This is a genomic window from Luteimonas sp. 22616 (assembly GCF_052044325.1).
Lineage (GTDB): Bacteria > Pseudomonadota > Gammaproteobacteria > Xanthomonadales > Xanthomonadaceae > Luteimonas.
The window spans coordinates 74219-96633 of the sequence record NZ_JBQEMW010000002.1 but is presented as its reverse complement, the minus strand read 5'-3'; the positions used below and the strand labels follow the sequence as shown (position 1 = coordinate 96633).

The 22415-nt window shown below is 69.3% G+C and carries 24 protein-coding genes and 1 tRNA gene; 19 read left to right on the top strand and 6 right to left on the bottom strand.

What is annotated here, in order from left to right:
- Positions 1-148 precede the first annotated feature (148 nt).
- Positions 149-1609, top strand: coding sequence for an anthranilate synthase component I (trpE, locus tag ACTJIL_RS12740; protein ID WP_440756618.1), 1461 nt, complete (start codon positions 149-151; stop codon positions 1607-1609).
- A gap of 122 nt (positions 1610-1731) precedes the next feature.
- Here the strand turns inward: trpE and ACTJIL_RS12735 are convergent, their stop codons facing one another.
- Positions 1732-1998: a DUF2249 domain-containing protein gene (locus ACTJIL_RS12735; RefSeq protein WP_440755994.1), complete on the bottom strand. Its 267-nt coding sequence runs from the start codon at positions 1996-1998 to the stop codon at positions 1732-1734.
- 152 nt (positions 1999-2150) lie between these two features.
- Here ACTJIL_RS12735 and ACTJIL_RS12730 point away from each other — a divergent pair, with 152 nt between their 5' ends.
- From ACTJIL_RS12730 to ACTJIL_RS12695, 8 genes are all read left to right on the top strand, one after another.
- On the top strand, positions 2151-2729 hold the full coding sequence (locus ACTJIL_RS12730; protein WP_440755993.1) for an anthranilate synthase component II: 579 nt from the start codon (positions 2151-2153) through the stop codon (positions 2727-2729).
- Between the two features lie 134 nt (positions 2730-2863).
- On the top strand, positions 2864-3895 hold the full coding sequence (gene trpD, locus ACTJIL_RS12725; RefSeq protein ID WP_440755992.1) for an anthranilate phosphoribosyltransferase: 1032 nt from the start codon (positions 2864-2866) through the stop codon (positions 3893-3895).
- A 53-nt stretch (positions 3896-3948) separates the two neighbouring features.
- The gene (locus ACTJIL_RS12720) at positions 3949-4305 is read left to right on the top strand and encodes an antibiotic biosynthesis monooxygenase family protein (RefSeq protein ID WP_440755991.1); all 357 of its coding nucleotides are present in this window, start codon (positions 3949-3951) and stop codon (positions 4303-4305) included.
- Positions 4306-4403: 98 nt separating this feature from the next.
- Entirely contained in the window at positions 4404-5246 is an 843-nt protein-coding gene (locus tag ACTJIL_RS12715) for a cyanophycinase (protein ID WP_440755990.1), read from the top strand.
- A 21-nt stretch (positions 5247-5267) separates the two neighbouring features.
- Positions 5268-8057, top strand: a complete 2790-nt coding sequence (gene cphA / locus ACTJIL_RS12710) for a cyanophycin synthetase (RefSeq protein ID WP_440755989.1) — start codon at positions 5268-5270, stop codon at positions 8055-8057.
- 11 nt (positions 8058-8068) lie between these two features.
- Positions 8069-9889, top strand: coding sequence for a Mur ligase family protein (locus tag ACTJIL_RS12705; protein WP_440755988.1), 1821 nt, complete (start codon positions 8069-8071; stop codon positions 9887-9889).
- Complete coding sequence (gene trpC, locus ACTJIL_RS12700; protein WP_440755987.1) at positions 9889-10704, top strand: indole-3-glycerol phosphate synthase TrpC; 816 nt, start codon at positions 9889-9891, stop codon at positions 10702-10704. The genes ACTJIL_RS12705 and trpC overlap by 1 nt, the downstream gene beginning before the upstream one ends.
- 9 nt (positions 10705-10713) lie before the next feature.
- Positions 10714-11445, top strand: a complete 732-nt coding sequence (locus ACTJIL_RS12695) for a haloacid dehalogenase-like hydrolase (RefSeq protein ID WP_440755986.1) — start codon at positions 10714-10716, stop codon at positions 11443-11445.
- 6 nt (positions 11446-11451) lie between these two features.
- On the opposite strand, the gene ACTJIL_RS12690 is transcribed toward ACTJIL_RS12695, so the two are convergent.
- From ACTJIL_RS12690 to crp, 3 genes are all read right to left on the bottom strand, one after another.
- Positions 11452-12201 (bottom strand): sulfite exporter TauE/SafE family protein, encoded by a 750-nt coding sequence (locus ACTJIL_RS12690; RefSeq protein WP_440755985.1) that lies wholly within the window; start codon positions 12199-12201, stop codon positions 11452-11454.
- A gap of 226 nt (positions 12202-12427) precedes the next feature.
- Complete coding sequence (locus ACTJIL_RS12685; RefSeq protein ID WP_440755984.1) at positions 12428-12898, bottom strand: GNAT family N-acetyltransferase; 471 nt, start codon at positions 12896-12898, stop codon at positions 12428-12430.
- 30 nt (positions 12899-12928) lie between these two features.
- Positions 12929-13621, bottom strand: a complete 693-nt coding sequence (gene crp, locus ACTJIL_RS12680) for a cAMP-activated global transcriptional regulator CRP (RefSeq protein ID WP_440755983.1) — start codon at positions 13619-13621, stop codon at positions 12929-12931.
- Between the two features lie 132 nt (positions 13622-13753).
- On the opposite strand from crp, the gene speD reads away from it, so the two are divergent.
- Both speD and sugE read left to right on the top strand, forming a co-directional pair.
- Complete coding sequence (gene speD, locus ACTJIL_RS12675; protein WP_440756617.1) at positions 13754-14545, top strand: adenosylmethionine decarboxylase; 792 nt, start codon at positions 13754-13756, stop codon at positions 14543-14545.
- Positions 14546-14717: 172 nt separating this feature from the next.
- Positions 14718-15038 carry a quaternary ammonium compound efflux SMR transporter SugE gene (sugE, locus tag ACTJIL_RS12670; RefSeq protein WP_440755982.1) on the top strand — a complete coding sequence of 107 codons (321 nt, stop codon included), beginning with the start codon at positions 14718-14720 and terminating at the stop codon, positions 15036-15038.
- Between the two features lie 51 nt (positions 15039-15089).
- On the opposite strand, the gene coq7 is transcribed toward sugE, so the two are convergent.
- Complete coding sequence (gene coq7 / locus ACTJIL_RS12665; RefSeq protein ID WP_440755981.1) at positions 15090-15734, bottom strand: 2-polyprenyl-3-methyl-6-methoxy-1,4-benzoquinone monooxygenase; 645 nt, start codon at positions 15732-15734, stop codon at positions 15090-15092.
- Positions 15735-16008: 274 nt separating this feature from the next.
- Here coq7 and rplM point away from each other — a divergent pair, with 274 nt between their 5' ends.
- The 6 genes from rplM to maiA all read left to right on the top strand — a co-directional run bounded on the left by rplM (position 16009) and on the right by maiA (position 19859).
- Entirely contained in the window at positions 16009-16437 is a 429-nt protein-coding gene (gene rplM / locus ACTJIL_RS12660) for a 50S ribosomal protein L13 (protein ID WP_440755980.1), read from the top strand.
- A gap of 3 nt (positions 16438-16440) precedes the next feature.
- Complete coding sequence (rpsI, locus tag ACTJIL_RS12655) at positions 16441-16833, top strand: 30S ribosomal protein S9 (protein WP_440755979.1); 393 nt, start codon at positions 16441-16443, stop codon at positions 16831-16833.
- 99 nt (positions 16834-16932) lie between these two features.
- A tRNA-Gln gene (locus ACTJIL_RS12650) sits at positions 16933-17007 on the top strand.
- Between the two features lie 111 nt (positions 17008-17118).
- Positions 17119-17859, top strand: a complete 741-nt coding sequence (locus tag ACTJIL_RS12645; protein ID WP_440755978.1) for a 2OG-Fe dioxygenase family protein — start codon at positions 17119-17121, stop codon at positions 17857-17859.
- 223 nt (positions 17860-18082) lie between these two features.
- Positions 18083-19078: a fumarylacetoacetate hydrolase family protein gene (locus ACTJIL_RS12640; RefSeq protein ID WP_440755977.1), complete on the top strand. Its 996-nt coding sequence runs from the start codon at positions 18083-18085 to the stop codon at positions 19076-19078.
- Positions 19079-19199: 121 nt separating this feature from the next.
- On the top strand, positions 19200-19859 hold the full coding sequence (maiA, locus tag ACTJIL_RS12635; protein WP_440755976.1) for a maleylacetoacetate isomerase: 660 nt from the start codon (positions 19200-19202) through the stop codon (positions 19857-19859).
- A 27-nt stretch (positions 19860-19886) separates the two neighbouring features.
- Here maiA and ACTJIL_RS12630 read toward each other — a convergent pair whose 3' ends face one another.
- Entirely contained in the window at positions 19887-21002 is a 1116-nt protein-coding gene (locus tag ACTJIL_RS12630; RefSeq protein ID WP_440755975.1) for a PilT/PilU family type 4a pilus ATPase, read from the bottom strand.
- 136 nt (positions 21003-21138) lie between these two features.
- Between ACTJIL_RS12630 and ACTJIL_RS12625 the strand changes: the two genes are divergently transcribed.
- Both ACTJIL_RS12625 and ACTJIL_RS12620 read left to right on the top strand, forming a co-directional pair.
- Positions 21139-21480: a DUF4398 domain-containing protein gene (locus ACTJIL_RS12625; RefSeq protein WP_440755974.1), complete on the top strand. Its 342-nt coding sequence runs from the start codon at positions 21139-21141 to the stop codon at positions 21478-21480.
- The gene (locus tag ACTJIL_RS12620) at positions 21477-22079 is read left to right on the top strand and encodes a hypothetical protein (RefSeq protein ID WP_440755973.1); all 603 of its coding nucleotides are present in this window, start codon (positions 21477-21479) and stop codon (positions 22077-22079) included. Before ACTJIL_RS12625 ends, ACTJIL_RS12620 begins: the two co-directional genes overlap by 4 nt.
- Positions 22080-22415: the final 336 nt, after the last annotated feature.

Genomic DNA, 22415 nt, shown 5'->3' with positions numbered 1-22415 from the left:
CACCCGAACCGCGTTTCCGCCGACCTGGGTTGGCGATGGTGGCTTGCAGCCGCCGTCGACCCCACCTGCCTGTCCGCCGAGGAAACGCCGCGTGACCACGCCCGCATCGCCATCGCCACGATCCCCGCAAGAAGCCACTGACGCCCGCATTCCCGGCGACCACACCCGCGTGCCCGTCGTGCGCGAGGTGCTGTCCGACCTCGACACGCCGCTGTCGGTCTACCTCAAGCTCGCCGACGGGCCGCATACCTACCTGTTCGAATCGGTCGAGGGCGGGGAACGCTTCGGCCGCCATTCGATCATCGGCCTGCCGGCGCGGCGCGTGTATGCCTTCCATGGCAACACGTTCACGGCCAGCGAGTACGGCGAGGTGGTCGAAACCCGCGAGGTGGCCGACCCGCTGGCCGAGGTCGAGCGCCTGCGCGCGATGCATTCGGTGCCGCGGGTCGAGGGCCTGCCCGGTTTCACCGGCGGCCTGGTCGGCTGGTTCGGTTTCGAAAGCATCCAGTACATCGAGCCGCGCTTCGCCGGCGGGCATGCACGCGACGAGCTGGGCACGCCGGACATCCTGCTGATGCTCAGCGAGGAAGTGGCGGTATTCGACAACCTCAAGGGCCGGCTGTACCTGATCGTGCATGCCGATCCGCGCGAACCGCAGGCGATGGCGCGCGCCAACCGGCGCCTGGACGAACTGGTGCACCGGCTGCGCCAGGGCGGTGCCGGATACCCGGAGATGCTGCAGCCGGCGGCGCTGGACGAGGCCGATTTCGTGTCCGGCTTCACCCGCGAAGGTTTCATCGCCGCGGTGGAGAAGTGCAAGGCCTACATCCGCGCCGGCGACGTGTTCCAGGTGGTGCCGTCGCAGCGGCTGAGCGTGCCGTTCCATGCGCGCCCGGTCGACGTCTACCGCGCACTGCGCGCGCTCAATCCCTCGCCGTACATGTACTTCCTCGACGTTGGCGACACCCAGGTGGTGGGCGCGTCGCCGGAGATCCTCGCGCGGCTGGAATACGACGCGGCAGGGCGTGGCACCGTCACCGTGCGCCCGCTCGCCGGCACCCGTCCGCGCGGGCACACGCCCGAAGAAGATGCCGCGCTGGAAGCCGAACTGCTCGCCGACCCGAAGGAGCGCGCCGAGCACCTGATGCTGATCGATCTCGGCCGCAACGACGTCGGCCGCGTCGCCGAGCCGGGCAGCGTGCAGGTCGGCGAACAGTTCGTGGTCGAGCGCTACAGCCACGTCATGCACATCGTGAGCGAGGTCACCGGCACGCTGCGCGAGGGGCTGGGTTATGTCGACGTGCTGCGCGCGGCGTTTCCCGCCGGCACGGTGAGCGGCGCGCCGAAGATCCGCGCGCTGGAGATCATCCGCGAGCTAGAACCGGTGAAACGCAACGTGTACTCGGGTGCGGTCGGCTACCTCGGCTGGCACGGCGACGCCGACATGGCGATCGCCATCCGCACCGCAGTGATCCAGGGCGGACGCCTGCACGTGCAGGCCGGCGCCGGCATCGTCCACGACTCCGACCCGGAGAAGGAATGGGACGAAACCATGAACAAGGGGCGCGCGCTGTTTCGTGCGGTGGCCCAGGCGGCGGGTGGGCTGTGAGCGCACTGCATGCAATCGCCCACCCGCCGATCATCGGGCGAGACGCCGGGCACCGCGCACGCTGCACAGGCGGCCCCGCGCTGTCGCTGGCGCAGGCGCGGCGCGCGTGCCGATGCCTTCGCTCAGGCCTTGATCACGAAGTCGATGACGATCGCACCCGGTTCGCGCCGGCGGTAGACGATGTCGAGATGGTCGCCGAAGCGGTTGCGCAGCTGATCGAGCAGAGGCAGCGGGTCGTGGTCGTTGACGAAGCGCATCGCCTCGCCCGGCTCCAGCGCACCGAGCGCGCCAAAGATGGCGGAGTGGCGGAAGCGACGCGCGATGCCGCGGGCGTCGAAGGCATGCGGGGTGTAGGCGGGCGCGGTGGATGCCGTGGCGGGGTCGGACATGGTGGTTTTCCGGAAGACGGTGGAGTGCCCAGCCTGCGCCCCGTCCCGCGCGCCCGCCCTGATCCAGGTCAGGACTGCGCGCGATCGCCGCGCCGCCCATCGGTCCGCATCGTCATGGCCGACGGGGCCGCAAACCGGAGGCAGGCGCCGCCATGCTGCTGATGCTCGACAACTACGACAGCTTCACCTTCAACCTCGTGCAGTACCTGCAGGCATTGGGAGCGGAGGTGCAGGTGGTGCGCAACGATGCGCTGACGGTGGCGCAGGTTGCCGCGTTGCGGCCCGAGCGGATCGTGATCTCGCCAGGGCCATGCACGCCGAACGAGGCGGGCATCTCGCTGGAGCTGATCGATACGCTCGGCGCCCAGGTCCCGATCCTCGGCGTGTGCCTGGGCCACCAGGCGATCGGCCAGGTGTACGGCGGCCACGTGGTGCGCGCGGGGCGGATCATGCATGGCAAGACGTCGCCGATCCGGCATGAGGGAAGGGGCGTGTTTGCCGGCTTGCCCGATGGCTATGAAGCGACGCGCTACCACTCGCTGGTGGTGGACAAGGCATCGCTGCCGGACTGCCTGGAAGTGACCGCGTGGACCGAGAACGAAGACGGTTCGGTCGAGGAGGTCATGGGGCTGCGCCATCGCGAGCACCCGGTGGAGGGCGTGCAGTTCCATCCCGAGTCGATCCTGACCGAGCATGGGCACGCGTTGCTGAAGAATTTCCTGGTGCGGTGACTCGATCTTCTCCCTCCCCTTCAAGGGGAGGGCCGGGGCGGGGCTGGTGTTCCCGTCCGGCGTAGCGAATTTTCGGGGATCACACCATCCCCGCCCAACCTCCCCTTGAAGGGGAGGGCTCAGGATCAACGGCCATGCCCATCACCCCACAAGAAGCCCTGCAGCGCACCATCGAACACCGCGAGATCTTCCACGACGAAATGGTCGACCTGATGCGCCAGGTCATGCGCGGCGAGGTGTCGCCGGTGATGACCGCAGCCATCCTCACCGGCCTGCGGGTGAAGAAGGAGACGATCGACGAGATCGCCGGCGCGGCGAAGGTGCTGCGCGAGTTCGCGCTGCCGGTGCCGGTCGCCGACCGGACGCACCTGGTCGACATCGTCGGCACCGGCGGCGACGGCGCGCACACCTTCAACATCTCCACCACCTCGATCTTCGTGGTCGCGGCGGCGGGCGCGCGCGTGGCCAAGCACGGCAACCGCAGCGTGTCGTCGAAGTCCGGCAGCGCCGACGTGCTCGAATCGCTGGGCGCGGCCATCGAACTGCAGCCCGCGCAGGTGGCGCAATGCCTCGACGCCTGCGGGATCGGCTTCATGTTCGCGCCGATCCATCACCCGGCGATGAAGGTGGTGGCACCAGTGCGCAAGGAAATGGGCGTGCGCACGCTGTTCAACATCCTCGGCCCGCTGACCAATCCCGCAGGCGCACCTGACATCCTGATGGGCGTGTTCCACCCCGACCTGGTCGGCATCCAGGTGCGCGTGCTGCAGGCACTCGGCGCGCAGCGCGCGCTGGTAGTGTGGGGGCGCGACGGCATGGACGAGCTCTCGCTGGGCGCGGCCACGCTGGTGGGCGAGCTGCGCGACGGCGTGGTGCGCGAGTACGAGCTGCACCCCGAGGATTTCGGCATCGCCATGGCCGCCAGCCGCAACTTGCGCGTCAGCGATGCGGCCGAGTCGAAGGCGATGCTGCTCGGTGCGCTGGGCAACAAGGCGGGGTTGCCGCTCGAGATCGTCGCGCTCAACGCGGGCGCCGCGCTGTACGTGGCCGGGGTCGCGGAGTCGATTGCCGACGGGATCGCGCGGGCGCGGGAGGCGATCGCCTCGGGCGCGGCGATGGCGAAGCTGCACGAGTTCGTCGAAACCACGAAGCGCCTGGCCGCCTGAGCCCCGCGCGTCCGCCGCCAGCAACCACGCCAGCTTTCCGGAGAGCCATCGACATGACGCCTTTCGCCGACCTGCCCGCGCCGCCGTACTACGCGGTGATGTTCAGTTCCAGCCGCCGCGACGGCGACGGCGACGACGGCTATGCCGCCGCGGCCGACCGCATGGTGGAGCTGGCGCGCGAACAACCCGGCTTCCTCGGCGTGGAGTCCACTCGCGGCGCGGACGGATTCGGCATCACCGTGTCCTACTGGGAGAGCGAGGAGGCCATTCGTGCCTGGCGCCTGCATGCCGAGCACGCCGCCACGCGCGAGCAGGGCCGGGCGCGCTGGTACGCGCATTTCGAGATCAGGATCGCGAAGGTCGAACGCGCCTACGGCTGGGACATGGCCGGCGGTCATCGTCGCGAATGATGCTATTTTGACCTCCGCTCCGCCGCGGAAAGACGCCGGGCAGGGGCCATCCACAACCAGCAGGCCGCGGGGACGCGGCAGAAGGAGTCAGCGCCGCAATGTGTCCAAGCAGGGTCGCCGAGGGCGAAGAACGTGGCTGGATCGTCCCGATCGGCGGGGCCGAGGACAAGGAGATGCGACGCCGCATCCTCAAGCGCTTCGTGCAGCTGTGCGGCGGGCGTGATGCCGACATCGCCATCATTCCCACTGCCAGCCGCCTGCCGGACACCGGCCAGCGCTACGAAGAACTGTTCGACCGGCTCGAGGCCGGCCGCGCGCGCTCGATCGGTTTCGCCAGCCGCGAGGACGGCCAGCGTGACGACTACTTGCGCCAGCTGGAGACCGCCACCGGCGTGTTCTTCACCGGCGGCAACCAGCTGCGCATCTCCACCATCATCGGCGGCACCCCGGCGGCCAAGCTGATCCGCGAGCGCAATGCGCATGGGGTGCATGTCGGCGGCACCAGCGCCGGCGCCAGCATCCTCAGCGAGCACATGATCGCGTTCGGCAAGGAAGGTTCGTCCCCGCGCGCCGGCAGCGTGCGCCTCGCGCCGGGGCTGGGGCTCACCAACCGTTTCATCATCGACCAGCACTTCCGCCAGCGCGACCGCCTCGGGCGCCTGGTGGCGGCGCTGGCCTTCAACCCGTTCGCGATCGGCATCGGCCTGGACGAGGACACCGCGGCGTTCATCCGCCCGGACAACGTGCTGGAAGTCGAAGGCAGCGGCGCACTGACCGTGGTGGATGCCGGCGAGCTGCAGTTCTCATCGATGGCCGACGCCGGCCAGAACCAGCCCGTCTGCCTGCTGGGCCTGAAGGTCCACATCCTGGTCGCGGGCGCGACGTTCGACCTCCACACGCGCTGCGCGTCGCCGGGTACATTGGTCGACGACAAGAACTGAAAGCAAAAAAAGGGAGTGCCGATGCGTGTCCTGAACCGTTCCGTCTACGTCGGCCCGTCGCTGTATGCGCACTTCCCGGTCATCCGGCTGGAGCTCGACCTCGGCGCGCTGGAAGCCTGGCCGACCGCGAAGCTGGGGCCGGCCTTCATCGATGCCCTGGTCGCCGCGCTGCCGGGCCTGGCCGAACACGGTTGCTCGTATCGCGAGCCGGGCGGTTTCATCCGCCGCATGCGCGAGGGCGAGGGCACCTGGCTGGGCCACGTGCTCGAGCACGTGGCGATCGAACTGCAGAACGCCGCCGGCGAGGACGTCACCTTCGGCAAGACCCGCAGCGTCTCCGAGGACCGCCCCGGCGTGTACTCGGTGATCTACGAGTACGAGCAGAAGGACATCGGCGTCGGCGCCGGCGAACTCGCGCTGCGCCTGCTCAACTCGCTGCTGCCCGAGGCGTTGCGCACGCCGGGCAGCCTGCCCGAGGAATGGGACTGGGAAACCGCGCGCGACGACTTCATCCGCTACGCGCAGCGCCGCGCGCTGGGGCCGTCCACCGCCTCGCTGGTGCGCGCCGCCGAGGAACGCGGCATCCCGTGGCTGCGCCTGAACCAGCAGTCGCTGGTGCAGTTCGGCCACGGCAAGTACCAGCAGCGCATCCAGGCCACCGTCACCGGCAAGACGCCGCACATCGCCGTCGAGCTGGCCAGCGACAAGGAAGAGACCAACAAGATCCTCGGTTCGCTGGGCCTGCCGGTGCCGCGCCAGGAACTGGTGTCCAGCCAGACCGACGCACTCAAGGCCGCGCGCAAGCTCGGCGGCTCGGTGGTGCTCAAGCCCTACAACGGCAACCATGGGCGCGGCATCACCATCGACATCAGCGGCGACGACGAGATCCGCGAGGCCTTCAACGCCGCGCGCGAGCATTCGCGCTCGGTGATCGTCGAGACTTTCCAGCCCGGCGACGACCACCGCCTGCTCGTGATCAACGGCGAGCTGATCGCGGCGACGAAGCGCACGCCCGGCCACGTGGTTGGCGATGGCACGCATACGATCGCCGAGCTGGTCGAGATCGTGAACCACGACCCGCGCCGCGGCGTCGGCCACGAGAAGGTGCTCACCCGGCTGGAACTCGACGCGCAGGCGAACCTGATGATGGAGCGCGCCGGCCATGGCGCCGATTCGGTGCCCAACGCCGGCGAAATCGTCTACCTGCGCTCCACCGCCAACCTCTCCACCGGCGGCACCGCCACCGACGTCACCGACATCATCCATCCCGACAACCGCGACATGGCGGTGCGGGCGGTGCGCGCGATCGGCCTGGACGTGGGGGGCGTGGACTTCATCACTCCGAACATCGCCGAGAGCTACAAGTCGATCGGCGGCGCGATCTGCGAGGTCAACGCCGCACCGGGTTTCCGCATGCACGTCGCACCCAGCGAAGGCACGCCGCGCGATGCCGCCGGCCCGGTGATCGACATGCTGTTCCCGCCGGGCACGCCGGCGCGGGTGCCGATCGCTGCAATCACCGGCACCAACGGCAAGACCACCACCGCGCGCATGCTCGCGCACGTCACCAAGATGGCCGGCTACACGCCGGGTCTGACCACCACCGACGGCGTCTACATCGACGGCCAGCGCACAGTGGAGGGCGACATGACCGGCCCGGTGTCGGCGCGGATGGTGCTGTCCGACCCGCAGGTCGACATGGCGGTGCTGGAAACCGCGCGCGGCGGCCTGCTGCGCGCCGGCATGGGCGTGCGCCACGTCGACGTCGGCGCGGTGCTCAACGTCGCCTCCGATCACCTCGGCCTGAAGGGCATCGACACGCTGGAGCAGCTGGCCGAGATCAAGCGCGTGGTCATCGAGGTCGCGCGCGAGTGCGCGGTGCTCAACGCCGATGACGCCAACGTGCTGCGCATGTCCGGCTACACCGACGCCAAGACCATCTGCTACGTGACGATGAATCCGTCGCACTCGCTGGTGCGCGAGCATATCCGTGCAGGTGGGCGCGCCTGCGCGCTGGAGGCCGGCGTCAACGGCCACATGATCACGCTCTACGACAAGGGCAGCCACATCCCGCTGATGTGGACCCACCTGGTTCCGGCAACGCTGGAAGGGCGCGCGCTGCACAACGTGCAGAACGCGATGTTCGCCGCGGCGATGGCGTATTCGCTGGGAATCAAGCTCGACGCGATCCGCCAGGGCCTGCGCACGTTCGACACCACGTTCTTCCAGGCGCCGGGGCGCATGAACGTGTACTCCGAGCATCCGTTCAAGGTGCTGATGGACTACGGCCACAACGCGCACGCGGTCGGGATGATGGCCGACCTGGCGCAGCGGCTCGACGCTACCGGCCGCCGCATCGTGGTGCTGGCCGGCCCCGGCGACCGCCGCGACGAAGACCTGCACGCGATCGCCAGGGCGGTCGCGGGCAAGTTCGACCACTACATCGCTCGCCGCGACGATGCCCTGCGCGGCCGCGACGGCGACGAAGTGCCGCGGATCATCTCCGATGCACTGCAGGGCCTTGGCGTGCCGGAAGATGCGATCTCGATCATCCCCGACGAGCAGCAGGCGGTGGACGCGGCATTGCGCATGGGCCAGCCGGGCGACCTGATCCTGGTGTTCGCCGATGCGCTGACACGGTCGTGGAAGCAGATCATCAAGTTCACGCCCGACGGCGAGATGCCCAGGTCGGCGACGAAGGCGGAGCTACCCTCGCTGGAGCAGACGCTCGACGAGCGCGCGGTTGCGGCGATGGGCGGCGTGGTTCGCGAGGAACGCGGGCTGGTGTTCGAGCGCGAGGAAAGCGACTAGGGGCCGCGGGAATGACCACAGCGTTCGATCCCGCGGCCGAGCCGTTCGAGGACTCACGCCGGCTGACCGGCTGCAACTTCCATTTCGCGGGAACCGGTGCAGGGCTGGAGGCGGCTCCCGGTCTCGCGTTCGACGATGCGACACTGGCTCGCTGGCGCGGCAACATCGCCGCCGCGCGTACCGCGCTCGGCTGGCCGGACGGCGAAGTGGTCGTGCGCCGCCACCGCAGCGGCGTCTCGCTCGCCTTCGCCGCGCCCCTGGACCAGCTCTATGCGGCCACCGAGGTCAACGAGTGGGCGTGGTGGAATGCCGTTTCCTTCTCCCCCGGGGGGAGAAGGGAAAATCAAGAACAGGGGCGGCACTACCACGCGCCCGGCCATGCGGCAGCTTGGGACATCGATTCGGCGATGCACACGCTGCGCGCCCTGGCCGCCGCCGAAGCCAACCCCGCGCTCGTCGCGCTGCAGGCCGCGGCCACCGCGCATGGCCTGCCATGCCTGCCCGACGACGACGAAGTTTCGATCGGCGCCGGCGCCGGCAGCCGCACCTGGCCGGTCGATGCGCTGCCCGATCCGGCCAGTATCGACTGGCCCGCGCTGCACGCCATCCCCACCGCGCTGGTCACCGGCTCCAACGGCAAGACCACCACCGTGCGCCTGCTGGCGGCGATGGCGCGCGCGCACGGCTGGCATACCGCGCACAGCTGCACCGACGGCGTGTTCTTCGACGGCCGGGCGCTGGAGTCGGGCGACTATTCCGGCCCCACCGGCGCACGCACCGCGCTGCGGCAGCCGCAGGCGCAGGCGGCCGTGCTGGAAACCGCGCGCGGCGGCATGCTGCGGCGCGGGCTGGCGCTGTGCCACGCGGACGTCGCGGTGGTCACCAACGTCAGTGCCGACCATTTCGGCGAGTACGGCGTGCACGACCTCGACGACCTCGCGGCGGCCAAGCTCACCATCGCCCGCGCGATCGGCGACGACGGGCTGCTGGTGCTCAACGGCGACGACACGGTGTTGCGCCGGCAGGCGGAAACGCTGGCATGCCCGGTCGGCTGGTTCGTGCAGGATTTCGACGCGTCGCTGCCGGTCGCGCATCGCGTGCGCGGCGGCGCCACGTGCGGGGTGCGCAACGGTCGCCTGCTGCTGTCGGATGGTTCTGCCGAACATGACCTTGGCGCGATCGAGGCCATGCCGCTCACGCTCGGCGGCCGCGCCGGTTACAACGTCGCCAACGCCGCCGGCGCCGCGCTCGCCGCGCGTGCGCTCGGCATTTCCCCGGAAGCGATCGCCGAGACCCTGGCGCGCTTCGGCAGCGGGCACGACGACAACCCCGGGCGCCTGCAGCACTGGCGCCTGGGCGCGCTCGACGTCTACGTCGACTACGCCCACAACCCGGACGGTCTGCTCGGCCTGCTGCACGCGGTCGGCGCCGACCGGCGCGACGGCCGGCTGGCGGTGATCCTCGGCCATGCTGGCAACCGCGAGGATGCCGACCTGCGCGCGGTCGCCGCCACCGCGGCCGGCTTCGGCCCGGAACTGGTGGTGCTCAAGGACATCGGTGGCTACGAGCGCGGCCGCGCGTCCGGCGACATCGCGCGGATCATGCGCGAGGCGCTTCTCGAGGCGGGGGTCGCCGATGCCGCGATCGAGACCCGGCTCGACGAGGTCGAGGCCGCGCGGCGGCCGCTGGAATGGGCGCGCGACGGCGACCTGGTGGTGTTGCCGGTGCACGAACTGGGCGCGCGCGCCAAAGTCGTGGCGTTGCTCGATACACTGCGCGCCATCGATTGGCGGCCCGGCATGCCGCTGCCGCAGGACCAGGAACAGGTGTAATGACACAGTCAGCGGGCGCTCGCCCGGACGTGCTGCAGGCGATCGTGCAGCGCAAGCACGAGGAAATCACCGAACGCGTCGCGCGGCTGCCGCTGCGCGAACTGTCCGCGCGTGCGGCCGATGCGCCACCGGTGCGCGGCTTTGCCGCCGCGATCGAGGCGAAGGTTGCCACCGGCGACGCCGCGGTGATCGCCGAGGTGAAGAAGGCCAGTCCGTCGAAGGGCGTGATCCGCGCCGACTTCGATCCGGCCGCCATCGCCCGCAGTTACGCGGCCGGCGGCGCGGCCTGCCTGTCGGTGCTCACCGACGTCGATTTCTTCCAGGGCGCCGACGCCTACCTGCAACAGGCGCGCGCGGCCTGCGCGCTGCCGGTGCTGCGCAAGGATTTCATCGTCGATCCCTACCAGGTGGTCGAGGCGCGCGCACTGGGCGCCGACTGCATCCTGCTGATCGCCGCCGCGCTCGACGACGATCGCCTGGCAGGGCTCTCCGGGCAGGCGCTGGACCTGGGCATGGACGTGCTGGTCGAGGTGCATGACATGGCCGAACTGGAGCGCGCGCTGCAGGTGCCCGCGCCGCTGCTCGGCATCAACAACCGCAACCTGCGCACGTTCGACGTCTCGCTCGACACCACGCTGGCGCTGAAGGGCGCGGTGCCGGGCGACCGGCGCCTGGTCACCGAGAGCGGCATCCTCGTCCCCGCCGACGTGCGCCGCATGCGCGCGGCCGGGGTCGACGCGTTCCTGGTCGGCGAGGCGTTCATGCGCGAACCCGATCCCGGCACCGCCTTGCGGCGGCTGTTCTTCGCGGAGTGAGCGGGGTCCATGGGCGCATTTGAGGAAGTTGCGGTGCCGTACCGGCCACTGGTGGTGTTCGATTTCGACCACACGCTCTACGACGGCGACTCAGGCAGCCACCTGGTGCTGTGGCTGATCCGCCGCCACTGGCTGCGCAAGCTGGCCGCGCTGCTGGCCGCGCCCGTGCTGCTGCCGATGGTGGCGTGGCTGCCGACGCGCCGGCGCGGCATCTCCGGCTTCCTGTGGATCGCCACCTTTGGAACCCACGGGCGCGCGGCGATGGACGCGCTGATCGATCGCTACGTGGAAGCCAATACCGCCGACATCCGCGCGCGCCTGCTGCCGGAGGCGCTGAAGGTGCTGCATCGCCATCGCAGCCAGGGCGACCGGGTGCTGGTGGCCACCGGCGCGCCGCCGGAGCTGGCGCGCGCGATCCTCGACTTCGTCGCCCACGAGGGACTGCCGGTCATCGGCAGCCTCGGCAAGCCGTTCCTCGGCGGCTTCATCACCGACCAGCACTGCCACGCCGCGAACAAGATGCGGATGATCTGGGACGCCGGTTACGACCGCATCGCGATCGCCTACAGCGACAGCCGCGCCGACCTGCCGCTGTTGCGCGCGGCGGACGCGCCGGTGGTGGTCAACCCCAAGGCGGGCGCGGTGGATGCGTTTCGTCGCGAACTGCCGCCCGGCACGCCGATCCTCAACTGGGGATGCGTGGATCGCGCCGGCGCCCCCGTGGCCGGCAACGGCGATTGAGCGGGCTCAGCCCGCCAGCGCGTGCGAGATCTGGAAGACGCTGATCCCCAGGACCAGCGCACCGACGGCGCCGAGCACGGCGCGCTCGGGCAGGTGCTTGACCAGCATCGCCGCCAGCGGCGCCGCGACCACGCCGCCGAGCAGCAGCGCGAGCACGATCCGCCAGTGGCTCACGCCCACGGTCAGCAGGAACGTGATCGAGATCGCCAGCGTCACCACGAATTCCGAGGCGCTGACCGTGCCGATGCTGGTGCGCACTTCGCCGCCCTTCGCCAGCAGCGTCGAGGTCGCTATCGGCCCCCAGCCGCCGCCGCCGATCGCATCGAGCAACCCGGCGAAGAAGCCGAGCACGCCCACGCGCTTGACCTCGTTGCGCGGGATCCGTCGCCCGACCGCGCGCAGCAGGATCAGCAGCGCCAGCACCAGCAGGTAGGCATAGACGAACGGCCGGATCGCCTCGCCCGGCAACTGCGTGAGCACGTACGCGCCGATCACGCCGCCGATCACGCCCGGCACCGCGAGCCGCAGCATCAGGCGCCGATCGATATTGCCGAGCAGGCCATGCGACGCACCGGACACGCCGGTGGTGAAGACCTCGGCGGTATGCACGCTGGCGCTGACCGCGGCCGGCGGCAGGCCCAGGGCCAGCAGGATCGATGAGGACACCAGCCCGTAGGCCATCCCGAGCGCGCCGTCGACCAGCTGCGCGAACAGGCCGATCAGGATGAACAGCATGAAGTCGCCACCGAGGTCCATCGCGTGCTCCACGGGCGTGTCGTGGGGCCGTTTTAGACCACACGGGCCGGTGAAGGGTTAGGAAGCGGTTAGGCGGGAGGAAACGGCGTTCCCGGGCCCCCGCCGGCTGCGTCGGCGCCGAGGTTCGACCTTGGCCGCAGCGCAGGCGGAGCCGGCAGTCACCATGAAGCCGTGAAATCCGCCCCCGCTTGTCGGCAGGCCTGTTTGTCGCGGGCCTGGATCCTTCCTACGCGGCGCCGAGGCGCTTGATGAATCGCACGGTGCCGTCGCCGTAGCCGCAGGCACGGTAGAAGGCGTGGGCATCGGTGCGCTGCGAACCGCTGGTCAGCTCCAGCCGCGCGGCGCCGCCGGCGCGGGCGCGGCGTTCGGCCTCGCGCAGCAGCTGCCGGCCCAGCCCCCGGCCCTGCGCGTCGGGCGTCACCACCAGTGCGGTGATGCGGCAGGTGGTGGTGCCCAACGGCAGGTAGTACATGAAGTCCAGCGCCACCAGGCCGCAGACGCGGCCTTCGCAGCGCGCGACCACCAGCGCCTGGCGGTCGTTGTCGATGATGGTGGCGATGCGTTCGGCCGCCTCGCGGATATCGCAGGGATAGCCCAGTTCGCCGAGGAGGTCGGCGACATCGTCGGCGTCGATCAGGGTTGCGCTGCGCAGGTCGGCGTCGGGAAGCGGTCCGCGCGGTGCGAAGTGGCTCGACATCGTGCGGTGCAACGCGCGGGCGGTGGCCCGTCAGCGCGTCCCGTACAGCACGACGGTCTTGCCGCGCGCGTGCAGCTTGCCGTCGGCCTGTAGTTTCTTCAGCACCCGCCCGGCCATCTCGCGCGAGCAGCCGACCAGTCGCGCCAGCTCCTGCCGCGAGACCCGCAGCTGGGTGCCGTCGGGATGGCTCATCGCCTCCGGTTCCCGGGTCAGGTCGTGCAGGGTGCGGGTGATGCGGTCGGTGACGTCGAGGAAGGCCAGGCGCCCGGCCTTGCGGCTGGTGTCGAGCAGCCGGCGCGAGAGCTGCGAGCCGATCGCGTAGACGATCTGCGTCGCATCGCCGATCAGCGAGCCTTCGAACAGCTGGTACAGCCGCTCGTAGCTGATCTCGGCCAGTTCGCACTGCACGCGCGTGCGCAGGATCACCTCGCGCACGTCGGACTGGATGAACAGGCCCATCTCGCCGACGAACTCGCCGGGGCCGAAATAGCCCAGCACCAGCTCGCGGCCGTCGTCTTCCTCGGTGATGATGCTGACCGAGCCGCTGATGATGTAGTACAGCGTGCCGGCCGGATCACCGGGGCGGAACACGTCGGTCCGCGTCGGGTAGCGACGGCGGTGGCAGTGGGCCAGCAGGCGCTCGATGGTGGCGCCCGAGGGCACCAGGGGATTGGAGCTGCTTCGGTAGTAGGGATTGATGAGGGCCACGGATGTCGGATTCATGAGCGGCGTCAAGGGGGAATGACCAAGAGTAGGCGGTCTCTGTTCATCCGGCAAACGCGGGCCTTTACGGAGATGGGCCGGATGGGCGCATAATTCGCCTTTCGCCCATCGAATCCGAGAGGAATGACCGCCGTGGTCAAGCCGCTGCCGCGACTGAAGCTCCAGGGTTTCAACAACCTCACCAAGGCACTGAGCTTCAACATCTACGACGTGTGCTACGCCGTGTCCGGCGACGAGCGCCAGCGCTACATCGAGTACATCGATGAGGAATACAACGCCGACCGGCTGACGCAGATCCTCACCGACGTGGCCGAGATCATCGGCGCCAACATCCTCAACATCGCGCGCCAGGACTACGATCCGCAGGGCGCCTCGGTGACGATCCTGATCTCCGAGCAGCCGGTGATCGACAAGGCGGACGCGAAGGGCGTGATCTCCGACGCCGTGGTCGCGCACCTGGACAAGAGCCACATCACCGTCCACACCTACCCGGAAACGCACCCGCAGGCGGGCATCGCGACCTTCCGTGCCGACATCGACGTCGCCACCTGCGGCGTGATCTCGCCGCTGAAGGCGCTGAACTACCTGATCGAGAGCTTCGAGTCGGACATCGTCATCGCCGATTACCGCGTGCGCGGCTTCACCCGCGACATCAAGGGCAAGAAGCACTACATCGACCACAAGATCAATTCGATCCAGGACTTCCTGGCCAAGAACATCAAGGCCCGCTACGAGATGTTCGACGTCAACGTCTACCAGGAAAACATCTTCCACACCAAGATGCACCTGAAGGACTTCGACCTGGACCAGTACCTGTTCGAGGAAAAGGCGCGCAACCTGTCGTTCAAGGAGCGGATGAAGATCGAGGCGCTGCTCAAGCGCGAGATCGAGGAGCTGTTCCACGGCCGCAACCTGGTCGAATAGCGCCGGCGGTTACATCTGGTTCGGGTGCGCGGTGGCAGGCTGCGTGCAACGAGATTCCCGCGGGACGACCCGCGCGCGGCGGACCTTCCGCCGTGGTAACACAGACCGACGACGGTCCGGCGCGAAAGCCCGGGCCGTTTTTCTTTTGGATCGATAACCCAAGGAGGCCGTCATGGCCTGGATCTACCTGTTGCTGGCCGGCGTGTTCGAGATCGGATTCGCGATCGGCCTGAAGTACACCGATGGCTTCACCCGCTTGTGGCCGAGCCTGGGGACAGGCATCGCCGCGGCGATCAGCCTGTGGCTGCTGACCCAGGCACTGCGCACGATCCCGGTAGGCACGGCGTACGCGATCTGGACCGGGATCGGCGCGGTCGGCGTGGCGACGCTGGGCATGGTGCTGTTTTCCGAAAGCGCCTCGCCGGCGCGGCTGGCGTGCATCGCGCTGATCATCGCCGGGGTGGTGGGGCTCAAGCTGGTGTCCGCGAGCTGACCCGACCTGCTTTGGTGGGAGCGGCTTCAGCCGCGAGCTCCTGGAGCGCTCCTACAGGCGGTAGGCCACCGTCTTCATCAGCTTCGAGGCGGCGGCCATGATCGTGGGAATCGGCTGCGGCAGGATCCGCGCGCCGGCGGCTTCCGCGTTGTCGGCGTGGCGCGCCTCGTCGGCCTTCATCGTGGTCAGGATCGCGCGGCTGCGCAGATCGGCTTCGGGCAGGGTCTGCAGGTGTTCGTCGAGGTGGGCCTCGACCTGGCGTTCGGTTTCGACCACGAAGCCGAGGTTCCAGCCGTCGCCGCGCAGGCCGGCCAGCGTGCCGATGGCGTAGCTGCCGGCGTACCAGAGCGGGTTGAACAGGCTGGGGCGGCTGTCGAGCTCGCGCAGGCGATCGGCGCACCAGGCCAGGTGGTCGGTTTCTTCCTGGGCGGCTTCCATGAGATGCGCGCGCGTCGCCGGGTCGCGGGCGACGGCGGCCTGGCCCACGTACAGGGCCTGGGCACAGACTTCGCCAACATGGTTGATGCGCATCAGCCCGGCGGCGTGGCGGCGCTCGTGGTCGTCCAGGGCGACTTCCGGGGTGTCGCCGGCCGGGTTGTCGCGGGCCGCGGGCGGGTTGCCGAAGACGGTTTCCAGCGCGCGCTGGGTCTCGTCCAGGAAACGGTCGAGGGGGTGCTGCAGGCGGGTCGTGGACATGGCGTGGCTCGGTCGGCGAAGGGGGCGTCCGGGCGCTGCACGGCGGGGATGGCCTGGCGGATGCAGCCGACGGGGCCATTCTCGCCGCGCCGGGCCAGCGGCGCCAGCCGTGGCCGGGTGGCATGGCGGCGGCGGAGTGGCGACTTGCGGCGGCCGGGCCGGGCCGGTATCATTCCGCCTCTTTCGTCCCGCAATCGACATCGCGAGGCAAAATTCCGCCGCCAACGCGCGCCGGAATCAGCCCGACCACCGACCGAGAACCCAGAGTTTCGCCATGAAAACCTTCACCGCCAAGAACGAGACCGTCCAGCGCGACTGGTACGTCGTCGACGCCACCGGCAAGACCCTCGGTCGCCTCAGTGCCGAACTCGCGCACCGCCTGCGCGGCAAGCACAAGCCGGTCTACACCCCGCACGTCGACACCGGCGATTACATCGTCGTGATCAACGCCGAGAAGATCCACGTCACCGGCAACAAGCTGGCCGACAAGATGTACTACCGGTTCACCGGTTACATCGGCAACCTCAAGAGCGAAACCCTCGGCCAGGCGCTGCAGCGCCACCCGGAGCGCGTCATCGAGACCGCCGTCAAGGGCATGTTGCCGAAGAACCCGCTCGGCCGCGCGATGTACAAGAAGCTCAAGGTCTACAAGGGTGCCGAACACCCGCACGCCGCCCAGCAGCCGCAAGTCCTGGATATCTAACTCATGGCCATCTCCCAAAATTACGGCACCGGCCGTCGCAAGTCCTCCACTGCCCGCGTGTTCCTGCGCCGCGGCACCGGCAAGATCACCGTCAACGAGCGTCCGCTCGACGAGTTCTTCGGCCGCGAGACCGCGCGCATGATCGTGCGCCAGCCGCTCGAGCTGACCAAGAACACCGAGAGCTTCGACATCCTCGTCACCGCCAGCGGCGGCGGCACCACCGGCCAGGCCGGTGCGATCCGCCTGGGCATCGCCCGCGCGCTGGTCGAGTACGACGAGTCGCTCAAGGGCGAGCTGCGCAAGGCGGGCTTCATGACCCGCGACGCGCGCGAGGTCGAGCGCAAGAAGGTCGGCCTGCACAAGGCACGCCGCGCCACCCAGTTCTCGAAGCGTTAAGGACAATCGCCGCGAAGGCCCGCAGGCTGCGCCAGCGGGTTTTCGAGGTCGATGCGATGCCGGGACCTCGCCTGGTTCCGGCGTTACAATCCGTCCCATAGCCCCGTCGCCAAGCGGTAAGGCACCTGACTCTGACTCAGGCATTCGGAGGTTCGAATCCTTCCGGGGCTGCCAAATCCACCGGTGTTGCCGCGGTTGCGCGGTCGGCACCGGCAAAGCAGGACACCGCAAGCCCGCCCCGAGCGGGCTTGCGCATTTCCGGACCCCGGCCGTTGGAGGCTGCCCATGGTCGCCATCTTTCCCGCTCCATCCACGTCTGCCGAAGCTCTGGTGCCGGCGATGCGCGAACACGGCTATGCGGTGTTCGCCCCGGATGCGGTGGTCGCACTGTGCGGCGTGCCGCTGGCCGGACTCGACGCGCTGAAACACAGCTGGGACGACCTGCCGCCCGACGAATACCTGCTCGACGGCGGCAGCTATCGCCGCCGGCGGCATGCGTGCTTCGTGGTGGACGGCGGCCGCTTCGAGCGCGCACCGCACCGCGCGCACTGGCAGTCGAAGGACTACAACGCGCTGCACGGCGGCTTGCGGCGCTGGTTCGAGCCGATCGAGGACGCGGTGGCCGGCAGCGAGGCGTGGTCGCGGCTGCTGCTCGGGCTTTCGGCGCAGGTCTCGCGGCTGGCGGAAGCACGGCCCTGGTACGTCGAGGCGCACCAGTTCCGCATCGACACCAGCGACGGCATCGGCCGCCCGACGCCGGAAGGCGCGCACCGCGACGGTGTCGATTTCGTCGCCGTGCTGGTCGTCGACCGCAGCGGCATCCATGGCGGCGAGACGCGCGTGTTCGACGCCAACGGCCCCGACGGGCAGCGCTTCACGCTGGAGCAGCCGTGGTCGCTGCTGCTGCTCGACGACGCGCGGGTGATCCACGAGTCGACGCCGATCCAGCCCGACGGCGAGGGCGGTGGTCATCGTGACACGCTGGTACTGACCTGGCGCGCAGGCGGGTTCCAGGGCGACGACTGAGCGAAGCCCGCAGGCCCGCGCCTGCTGCTGTGCAGGGAATCGAACCACCGCGGATTGGACGACGAAAGGACGCCGGCAGTGGGAGCCGGCCATGGCCGCGATCCTCGCGCCGAATCTCAATCGCGGCCATGGCCGCTCCCTCGCCCTTCCCGCAATCGCATCACGCCTTGCCGGCAAAAGTTACAATCGAAACGATTTCCCGAACACGATCCGCGGAGTCCCGATGAAACTTGGTTCCCTGAAGGAAGGCGGCCGCGACGGCACGCTCGTTGTCGTCTCGCGCGACCTGTCGCAGGCGGTGCGCGCCACCGGCATCGCGTCGACCCTGCAGCAGGCGCTCGAGGACTGGTCGAACATCGCCCCGCGGCTGGTCGCGCTGTCCGATGCGCTCAACGACGGGACTGCCGACGGCGCCTTCGACCTCGACATTGCCGCGCTGGCCGCACCGCTGCCGCGCGCCTACGAGTTCGTCGACGGCAGCGCCTACCTGCCGCACGTCGAGCGCGTGCGCCGCGCGCGCGGCGCGCAGGTGCCGGAGAGCTTCTACACCGACCCGCTGATGTACCAGGCCACCAGCGCCGGTTTCAACGGCCCGCGCGACAACGTCAAGGTGGTCGACGAAGGCTACGGCATAGATCTGGAAGCCGAGATCGTGGTGGTCACCGACGACGTGCCGATGGCGGTGACGCCGGCGCAGGCTGCCGCGCACATCCAGCTGGTCGGGCTGGTCAACGACGTCTCGCTGCGCAACCTGATCCCGGGCGAGCTGGCCAAGGGCTTCGGCTTCCTGCAGTCCAAGCCGCGCTCGACGCTGTCGCCGGTGTTCGTCACTCCCGACGAACTGGGCGATGCCTGGCGCGGCAACAAGCTGCACCTGCCGATGCTCACCCACGTCAACGGCGAGTGGTTTGGCGCGCCCGAGGCGGGCGTGGACATGCAGTTCGATTTCGCGCAGCTGGTTGCGCACGTGGCGAAGACGCGGCCGCTGGTCGCCGGCACCATCGTCGGCTCCGGCACGATCGCCAACGAGGACACAAGCCTCGGCGCATCGTGCTTCGCCGAGAAGCGCACCGTCGAAACCCTTGAGCAGGGCAAGCCGGTAACGCCCTTCATGTCGTTCGGCGATACGGTGCGCATCGAGATCCTCGACGGCGAGGGTCGCTCGATCTTCGGTGCCATCGAGCAGCGCATCGAACGCCAGCCGGTGCCGGAGGCTTGAAGCACGATCGGGCGGCCGAATGGGCCGCCTGCTGCGACGGGCGGTCTTCCGGCCGCAAGACGCGCACGCTAAGGTGTTCGTTTCCGCGCGGACGCGCGGTCGTACCGGGGGGAGCGACGCGATGACGGCAGACCGGCTGTGCCTGCATTCGTACTGGCGGTCGAGTGCCGCCTATCGCGTGCGCATCGGCCTGAACCTCAAGGGCCTGCCGTACGACATCGCGCCGGTGCACCTGGTGCGCGACGGCGGCGAGCAGCACCGGCCGGAATACGCGCAGGTCAACCCGCAGCAGCTGGTGCCGGTGCTGCAGCATGGCCAGCGCGTGCTGCGCCAGTCGCTGGCGATCCTCGAATACCTCGACGAGATGTGGCCGACGCCGCCCTTGCTGCCGGCCACCGCGCGCGACCGCGCGCGGGTGCGCGCGCTGGCGCAGCTGATCGCCTGCGATGTCCATCCGCTCAACAACCTGCGGGTGATGCAGTACCTGGAGCATGACTGGGGCGTACCCCAGCCGGAGCGCGACGTGTGGACGCGGCACTGGATGCAGGAAGGGTTCGCGGCGTTCGAGTCCCTGCTGCAGCACCATCCTTCGACCGGCGAGTTCTGCGACGGCGTCGCCCCGGGCATCGCCGACTGTTGCCTGGTCCCGCAGGTCTACAACGCGCGCCGGTTCGGCGTCGATCTCACGCCATACCCCACGATCGTGCGTATCGAACAGGCCTGCCTTGCACTGCCTGCCTTCGACGCCGCGCGTCCGGAGCGCCAGCCGGACGCACCCTAGAACCGCTGCCCAGGCTCGTGTCGTCCGCTACGCCGAATTGCCGCCTTCGAACACGTCCGCATACGGGTCGTGTTCGCCGGTGCCGCCTTCCGAGAAGCGGAACTTCAGGGCTAGGCCATCGCGCGAGTCGGCGGCGCGCAGCGCGGTCTCGCGCTCGATCTTGCCTTCCTTGTAAAGCCGGAACAGGCACTGGTCGAAGGACTCCATGCCTTCCTCCAGCGATTCCTCCATCGCCTGCTTGACCTCGTGCACGTGGCCGCGGCGCAGCAGGTCGCGGATCACCGGCGTGTTGATCAGCACTTCGGTCGCCGGCATGCGGCGGCCGTCGGTGCCGACCACCAGCCGCTGCGACACCACCGAACGCAGGTTGAGCGCCAGGTTCATCAGCACGTTCTTGTGCGCGGCCTCGGGGAAGAAGTTGAGGATGCGCTCGATGGTCTGGTCGGCGTTGTTGGAGTGCAGCGTCGCCAGGCAGATGTGGCCGGTTTCGGCGAACGCGATCGCCGCCTCCATCGTGGTCGCGTCCAGGATTTCGCCGATCAGGATCACGTCCGGCGCTTCGCGCATCGCGTTCTTCAGCGCGTTGTGGAAGGCGTGCGTGTCGAGGCCGACCTCGCGCTGGTTGACGATGGATTTCTTGTGCCGGTGCAGGTACTCGATCGGGTCCTCGATGGTGAGGATGTGGCCCGAGGTGCTCGAATTGCGGTAGTCGATCATCGACGCCAGCGTGGTCGACTTGCCCGAACCGGTGGAACCGACGATCAGCACCAGCCCGCGCGGGGCCATGATGATTTCCTTCAGCACCTGCGGCAGCTGCAGCTCCTCGATGCTGGGGATGGTGCTGCGGATCGCGCGGATCACCATGCCGACCTCGCCGCGCTGCTTGAACACGTTGACGCGGAAGCGCCCCGAGTCCGCCAGCGACAGCGCCATGTTCAGCTCCAGGTCGCGCTCGAACTGCGGTACCTGGCCCTCGTCCATCAGCGAGTAGGCGATCTTCTTGACCATGCCGGTGGGCAGGCCGGTGTTGCCGAGCGGGTAAAGTTTTCCCTCGACCTTGATGTACACGGGCGCGCCGGTCGTCAGGAACATGTCCGACGCGTTCTTTTCCGTCATCAGCTTCAGGAAATAGCCGATGTCCATGAGCGAACCCCCACTGCCAGGCGAGGAATCGTTGCGATTCCGCCGGATGCTGATGACAATGGCCGCGGATCCCCGGGAGCGCGACCCCCCAATGGCCACAAGCTTCGCACAAATCAGATCGGCCCTGCAGGTACCGATGTTCGCAATCGTGCTGGCGCTCACGGCCTGCGCGAGCCTGCCGCCGCCGACTGGCGAACTGGCGGCCGCCCAGCAGGCCGTCACCCGCGCCGGCGACGCCGACGCCGACCAGTACGCCGCCGACGAACTGTCCCAGGCGCGCCGCGCGCTGGAGCTGGCGCAGACGGCCATGGCCCAGGGGCGCGAGGACGACGCGCGTTCGCTGGCGGTGCAGGCCGCCGCGGTCGCCGACCTGGCCCATGCGCGCAGCCGCAAGGCCGTCGCCGACACCGAACTGGCGCAGCGTCGCGCCGAGATCAGCCAGCTCAGGCAGCGCCTGGGCATGGAGGACGGACAATGAGGCTCCTTTCGATCGGGCTTGCCGCGCTGCTGCTCGTCGCGCCGCTCACGCACGCGGCCGACAACCCGGAGATGCTGGGCCTGGCGCAGCGGCTGCAGGCGCTGGATGCCGACCCGGCCACGACCAGCGTGGCCGCCTACGAGCGGTTGCAGGCCAGGCAGGCCGTGCAGGTGCTCGGGGAAGCGCGCAGTTCGCGCCGCCCAGCCGCGTTGAAGGTGGCGCAGGCCCGGGTGGAAACCGCCGAGGTCGCCGCGCAGGTCGCGGTGGTCCAGCGCGAGATCGACCGGCTCGATCGCGAGCGCAGCGAGTTGCTGGTCGAAGCCAGCCGCCGCGACGCCGCCCGTGCCCGCCAGGAGGCCGAGCGCCTGCGCATCCAGGCCCAGATCCAGGCCGAGGAAGCGGCGCGCCTGCGCGAGCAGGCCGACGCGGACGCGGCTGCGCGCGCGGACGCGGAAGGCGCGCTGGACAGCGTCGCCAGCGGCCAGGCGGCGAAGCTGCGCGCCGCCCGCCAGCGTGCCGCCGAACTGGCCCGGCAGGAGGCCGAGCTCATAGGCGAAGCGCCACCGGCGCCCGCCAAATCCGGAAGCGACAAGCCCTGAGCGATGGCTGGGCGGGGCTTGGTAAATATTCGTTAAAATTCAGTCGCTTGCATGTTTTTCTGGCGCGGGTGAAGGCGGCCCGGGGCGCAATTCCGGGCGCCAGACCCAGGGTTCACCCCAGGGGAATCAGGCGCTTGCGCCATACGCTTGCCCCCCCCGGAATGGGGGAGTAGGGTCGGGTATCCAAGCGGTCGATCATTCCCGATCAAGGCCGTTTGGCAGAACCCAGAGCCGCGACGAAATGATCCATCCGCACAACCCGAGGGAGCCCGCCGCCGGAAGTGGTTTCCGGCCCGGTGCCCCGAAGAAGGTGCCCGTGCCATTCGCCCTGCTCGA

Bases quoted from the DNA above. Each gene is read 5' to 3' on its own strand.
- ACTJIL_RS12720 (WP_440755991.1), top strand. From the start codon at position 3,949: ATGACGCCTTTCGCCGACCTGCCCGCGCCGCCGTACTACGCGGTGATG.
- ACTJIL_RS12690 (WP_440755985.1), bottom strand. From the start codon at position 12,201: ATGGACCTCGGTGGCGACTTCATGCTGTTCATCCTGATCGGCCTGTTC.
- trpD (WP_440755992.1), top strand. From the start codon at position 2,864: ATGCCCATCACCCCACAAGAAGCCCTGCAGCGCACCATCGAACACCGC.
- ACTJIL_RS12715 (WP_440755990.1), top strand. From the start codon at position 4,404: ATGTGTCCAAGCAGGGTCGCCGAGGGCGAAGAACGTGGCTGGATCGTC.
- ACTJIL_RS12645 (WP_440755978.1), top strand. From the start codon at position 17,119: ATGGTCGCCATCTTTCCCGCTCCATCCACGTCTGCCGAAGCTCTGGTG.
- ACTJIL_RS12630 (WP_440755975.1), bottom strand. From the start codon at position 21,002: ATGGACATCGGCTATTTCCTGAAGCTGATGACGGAAAAGAACGCGTCG.
- ACTJIL_RS12735 (WP_440755994.1), bottom strand. From the start codon at position 1,998: ATGTCCGACCCCGCCACGGCATCCACCGCGCCCGCCTACACCCCGCAT.
- crp (WP_440755983.1), bottom strand. From the start codon at position 13,621: ATGAATCCGACATCCGTGGCCCTCATCAATCCCTACTACCGAAGCAGC.
- cphA (WP_440755989.1), top strand. From the start codon at position 5,268: ATGCGTGTCCTGAACCGTTCCGTCTACGTCGGCCCGTCGCTGTATGCG.
- ACTJIL_RS12620 (WP_440755973.1), top strand. From the start codon at position 21,477: ATGAGGCTCCTTTCGATCGGGCTTGCCGCGCTGCTGCTCGTCGCGCCG.
- rpsI (WP_440755979.1), top strand. From the start codon at position 16,441: ATGGCCATCTCCCAAAATTACGGCACCGGCCGTCGCAAGTCCTCCACT.
- ACTJIL_RS12705 (WP_440755988.1), top strand. From the start codon at position 8,069: ATGACCACAGCGTTCGATCCCGCGGCCGAGCCGTTCGAGGACTCACGC.
- rplM (WP_440755980.1), top strand. From the start codon at position 16,009: ATGAAAACCTTCACCGCCAAGAACGAGACCGTCCAGCGCGACTGGTAC.
- ACTJIL_RS12640 (WP_440755977.1), top strand. From the start codon at position 18,083: ATGAAACTTGGTTCCCTGAAGGAAGGCGGCCGCGACGGCACGCTCGTT.
- ACTJIL_RS12730 (WP_440755993.1), top strand. From the start codon at position 2,151: ATGCTGCTGATGCTCGACAACTACGACAGCTTCACCTTCAACCTCGTG.
- coq7 (WP_440755981.1), bottom strand. From the start codon at position 15,734: ATGTCCACGACCCGCCTGCAGCACCCCCTCGACCGTTTCCTGGACGAG.
- ACTJIL_RS12625 (WP_440755974.1), top strand. From the start codon at position 21,139: ATGTTCGCAATCGTGCTGGCGCTCACGGCCTGCGCGAGCCTGCCGCCG.
- maiA (WP_440755976.1), top strand. From the start codon at position 19,200: ATGACGGCAGACCGGCTGTGCCTGCATTCGTACTGGCGGTCGAGTGCC.
- trpC (WP_440755987.1), top strand. From the start codon at position 9,889: ATGACACAGTCAGCGGGCGCTCGCCCGGACGTGCTGCAGGCGATCGTG.
- sugE (WP_440755982.1), top strand. From the start codon at position 14,718: ATGGCCTGGATCTACCTGTTGCTGGCCGGCGTGTTCGAGATCGGATTC.
- ACTJIL_RS12695 (WP_440755986.1), top strand. From the start codon at position 10,714: ATGGGCGCATTTGAGGAAGTTGCGGTGCCGTACCGGCCACTGGTGGTG.
- ACTJIL_RS12685 (WP_440755984.1), bottom strand. From the start codon at position 12,898: ATGTCGAGCCACTTCGCACCGCGCGGACCGCTTCCCGACGCCGACCTG.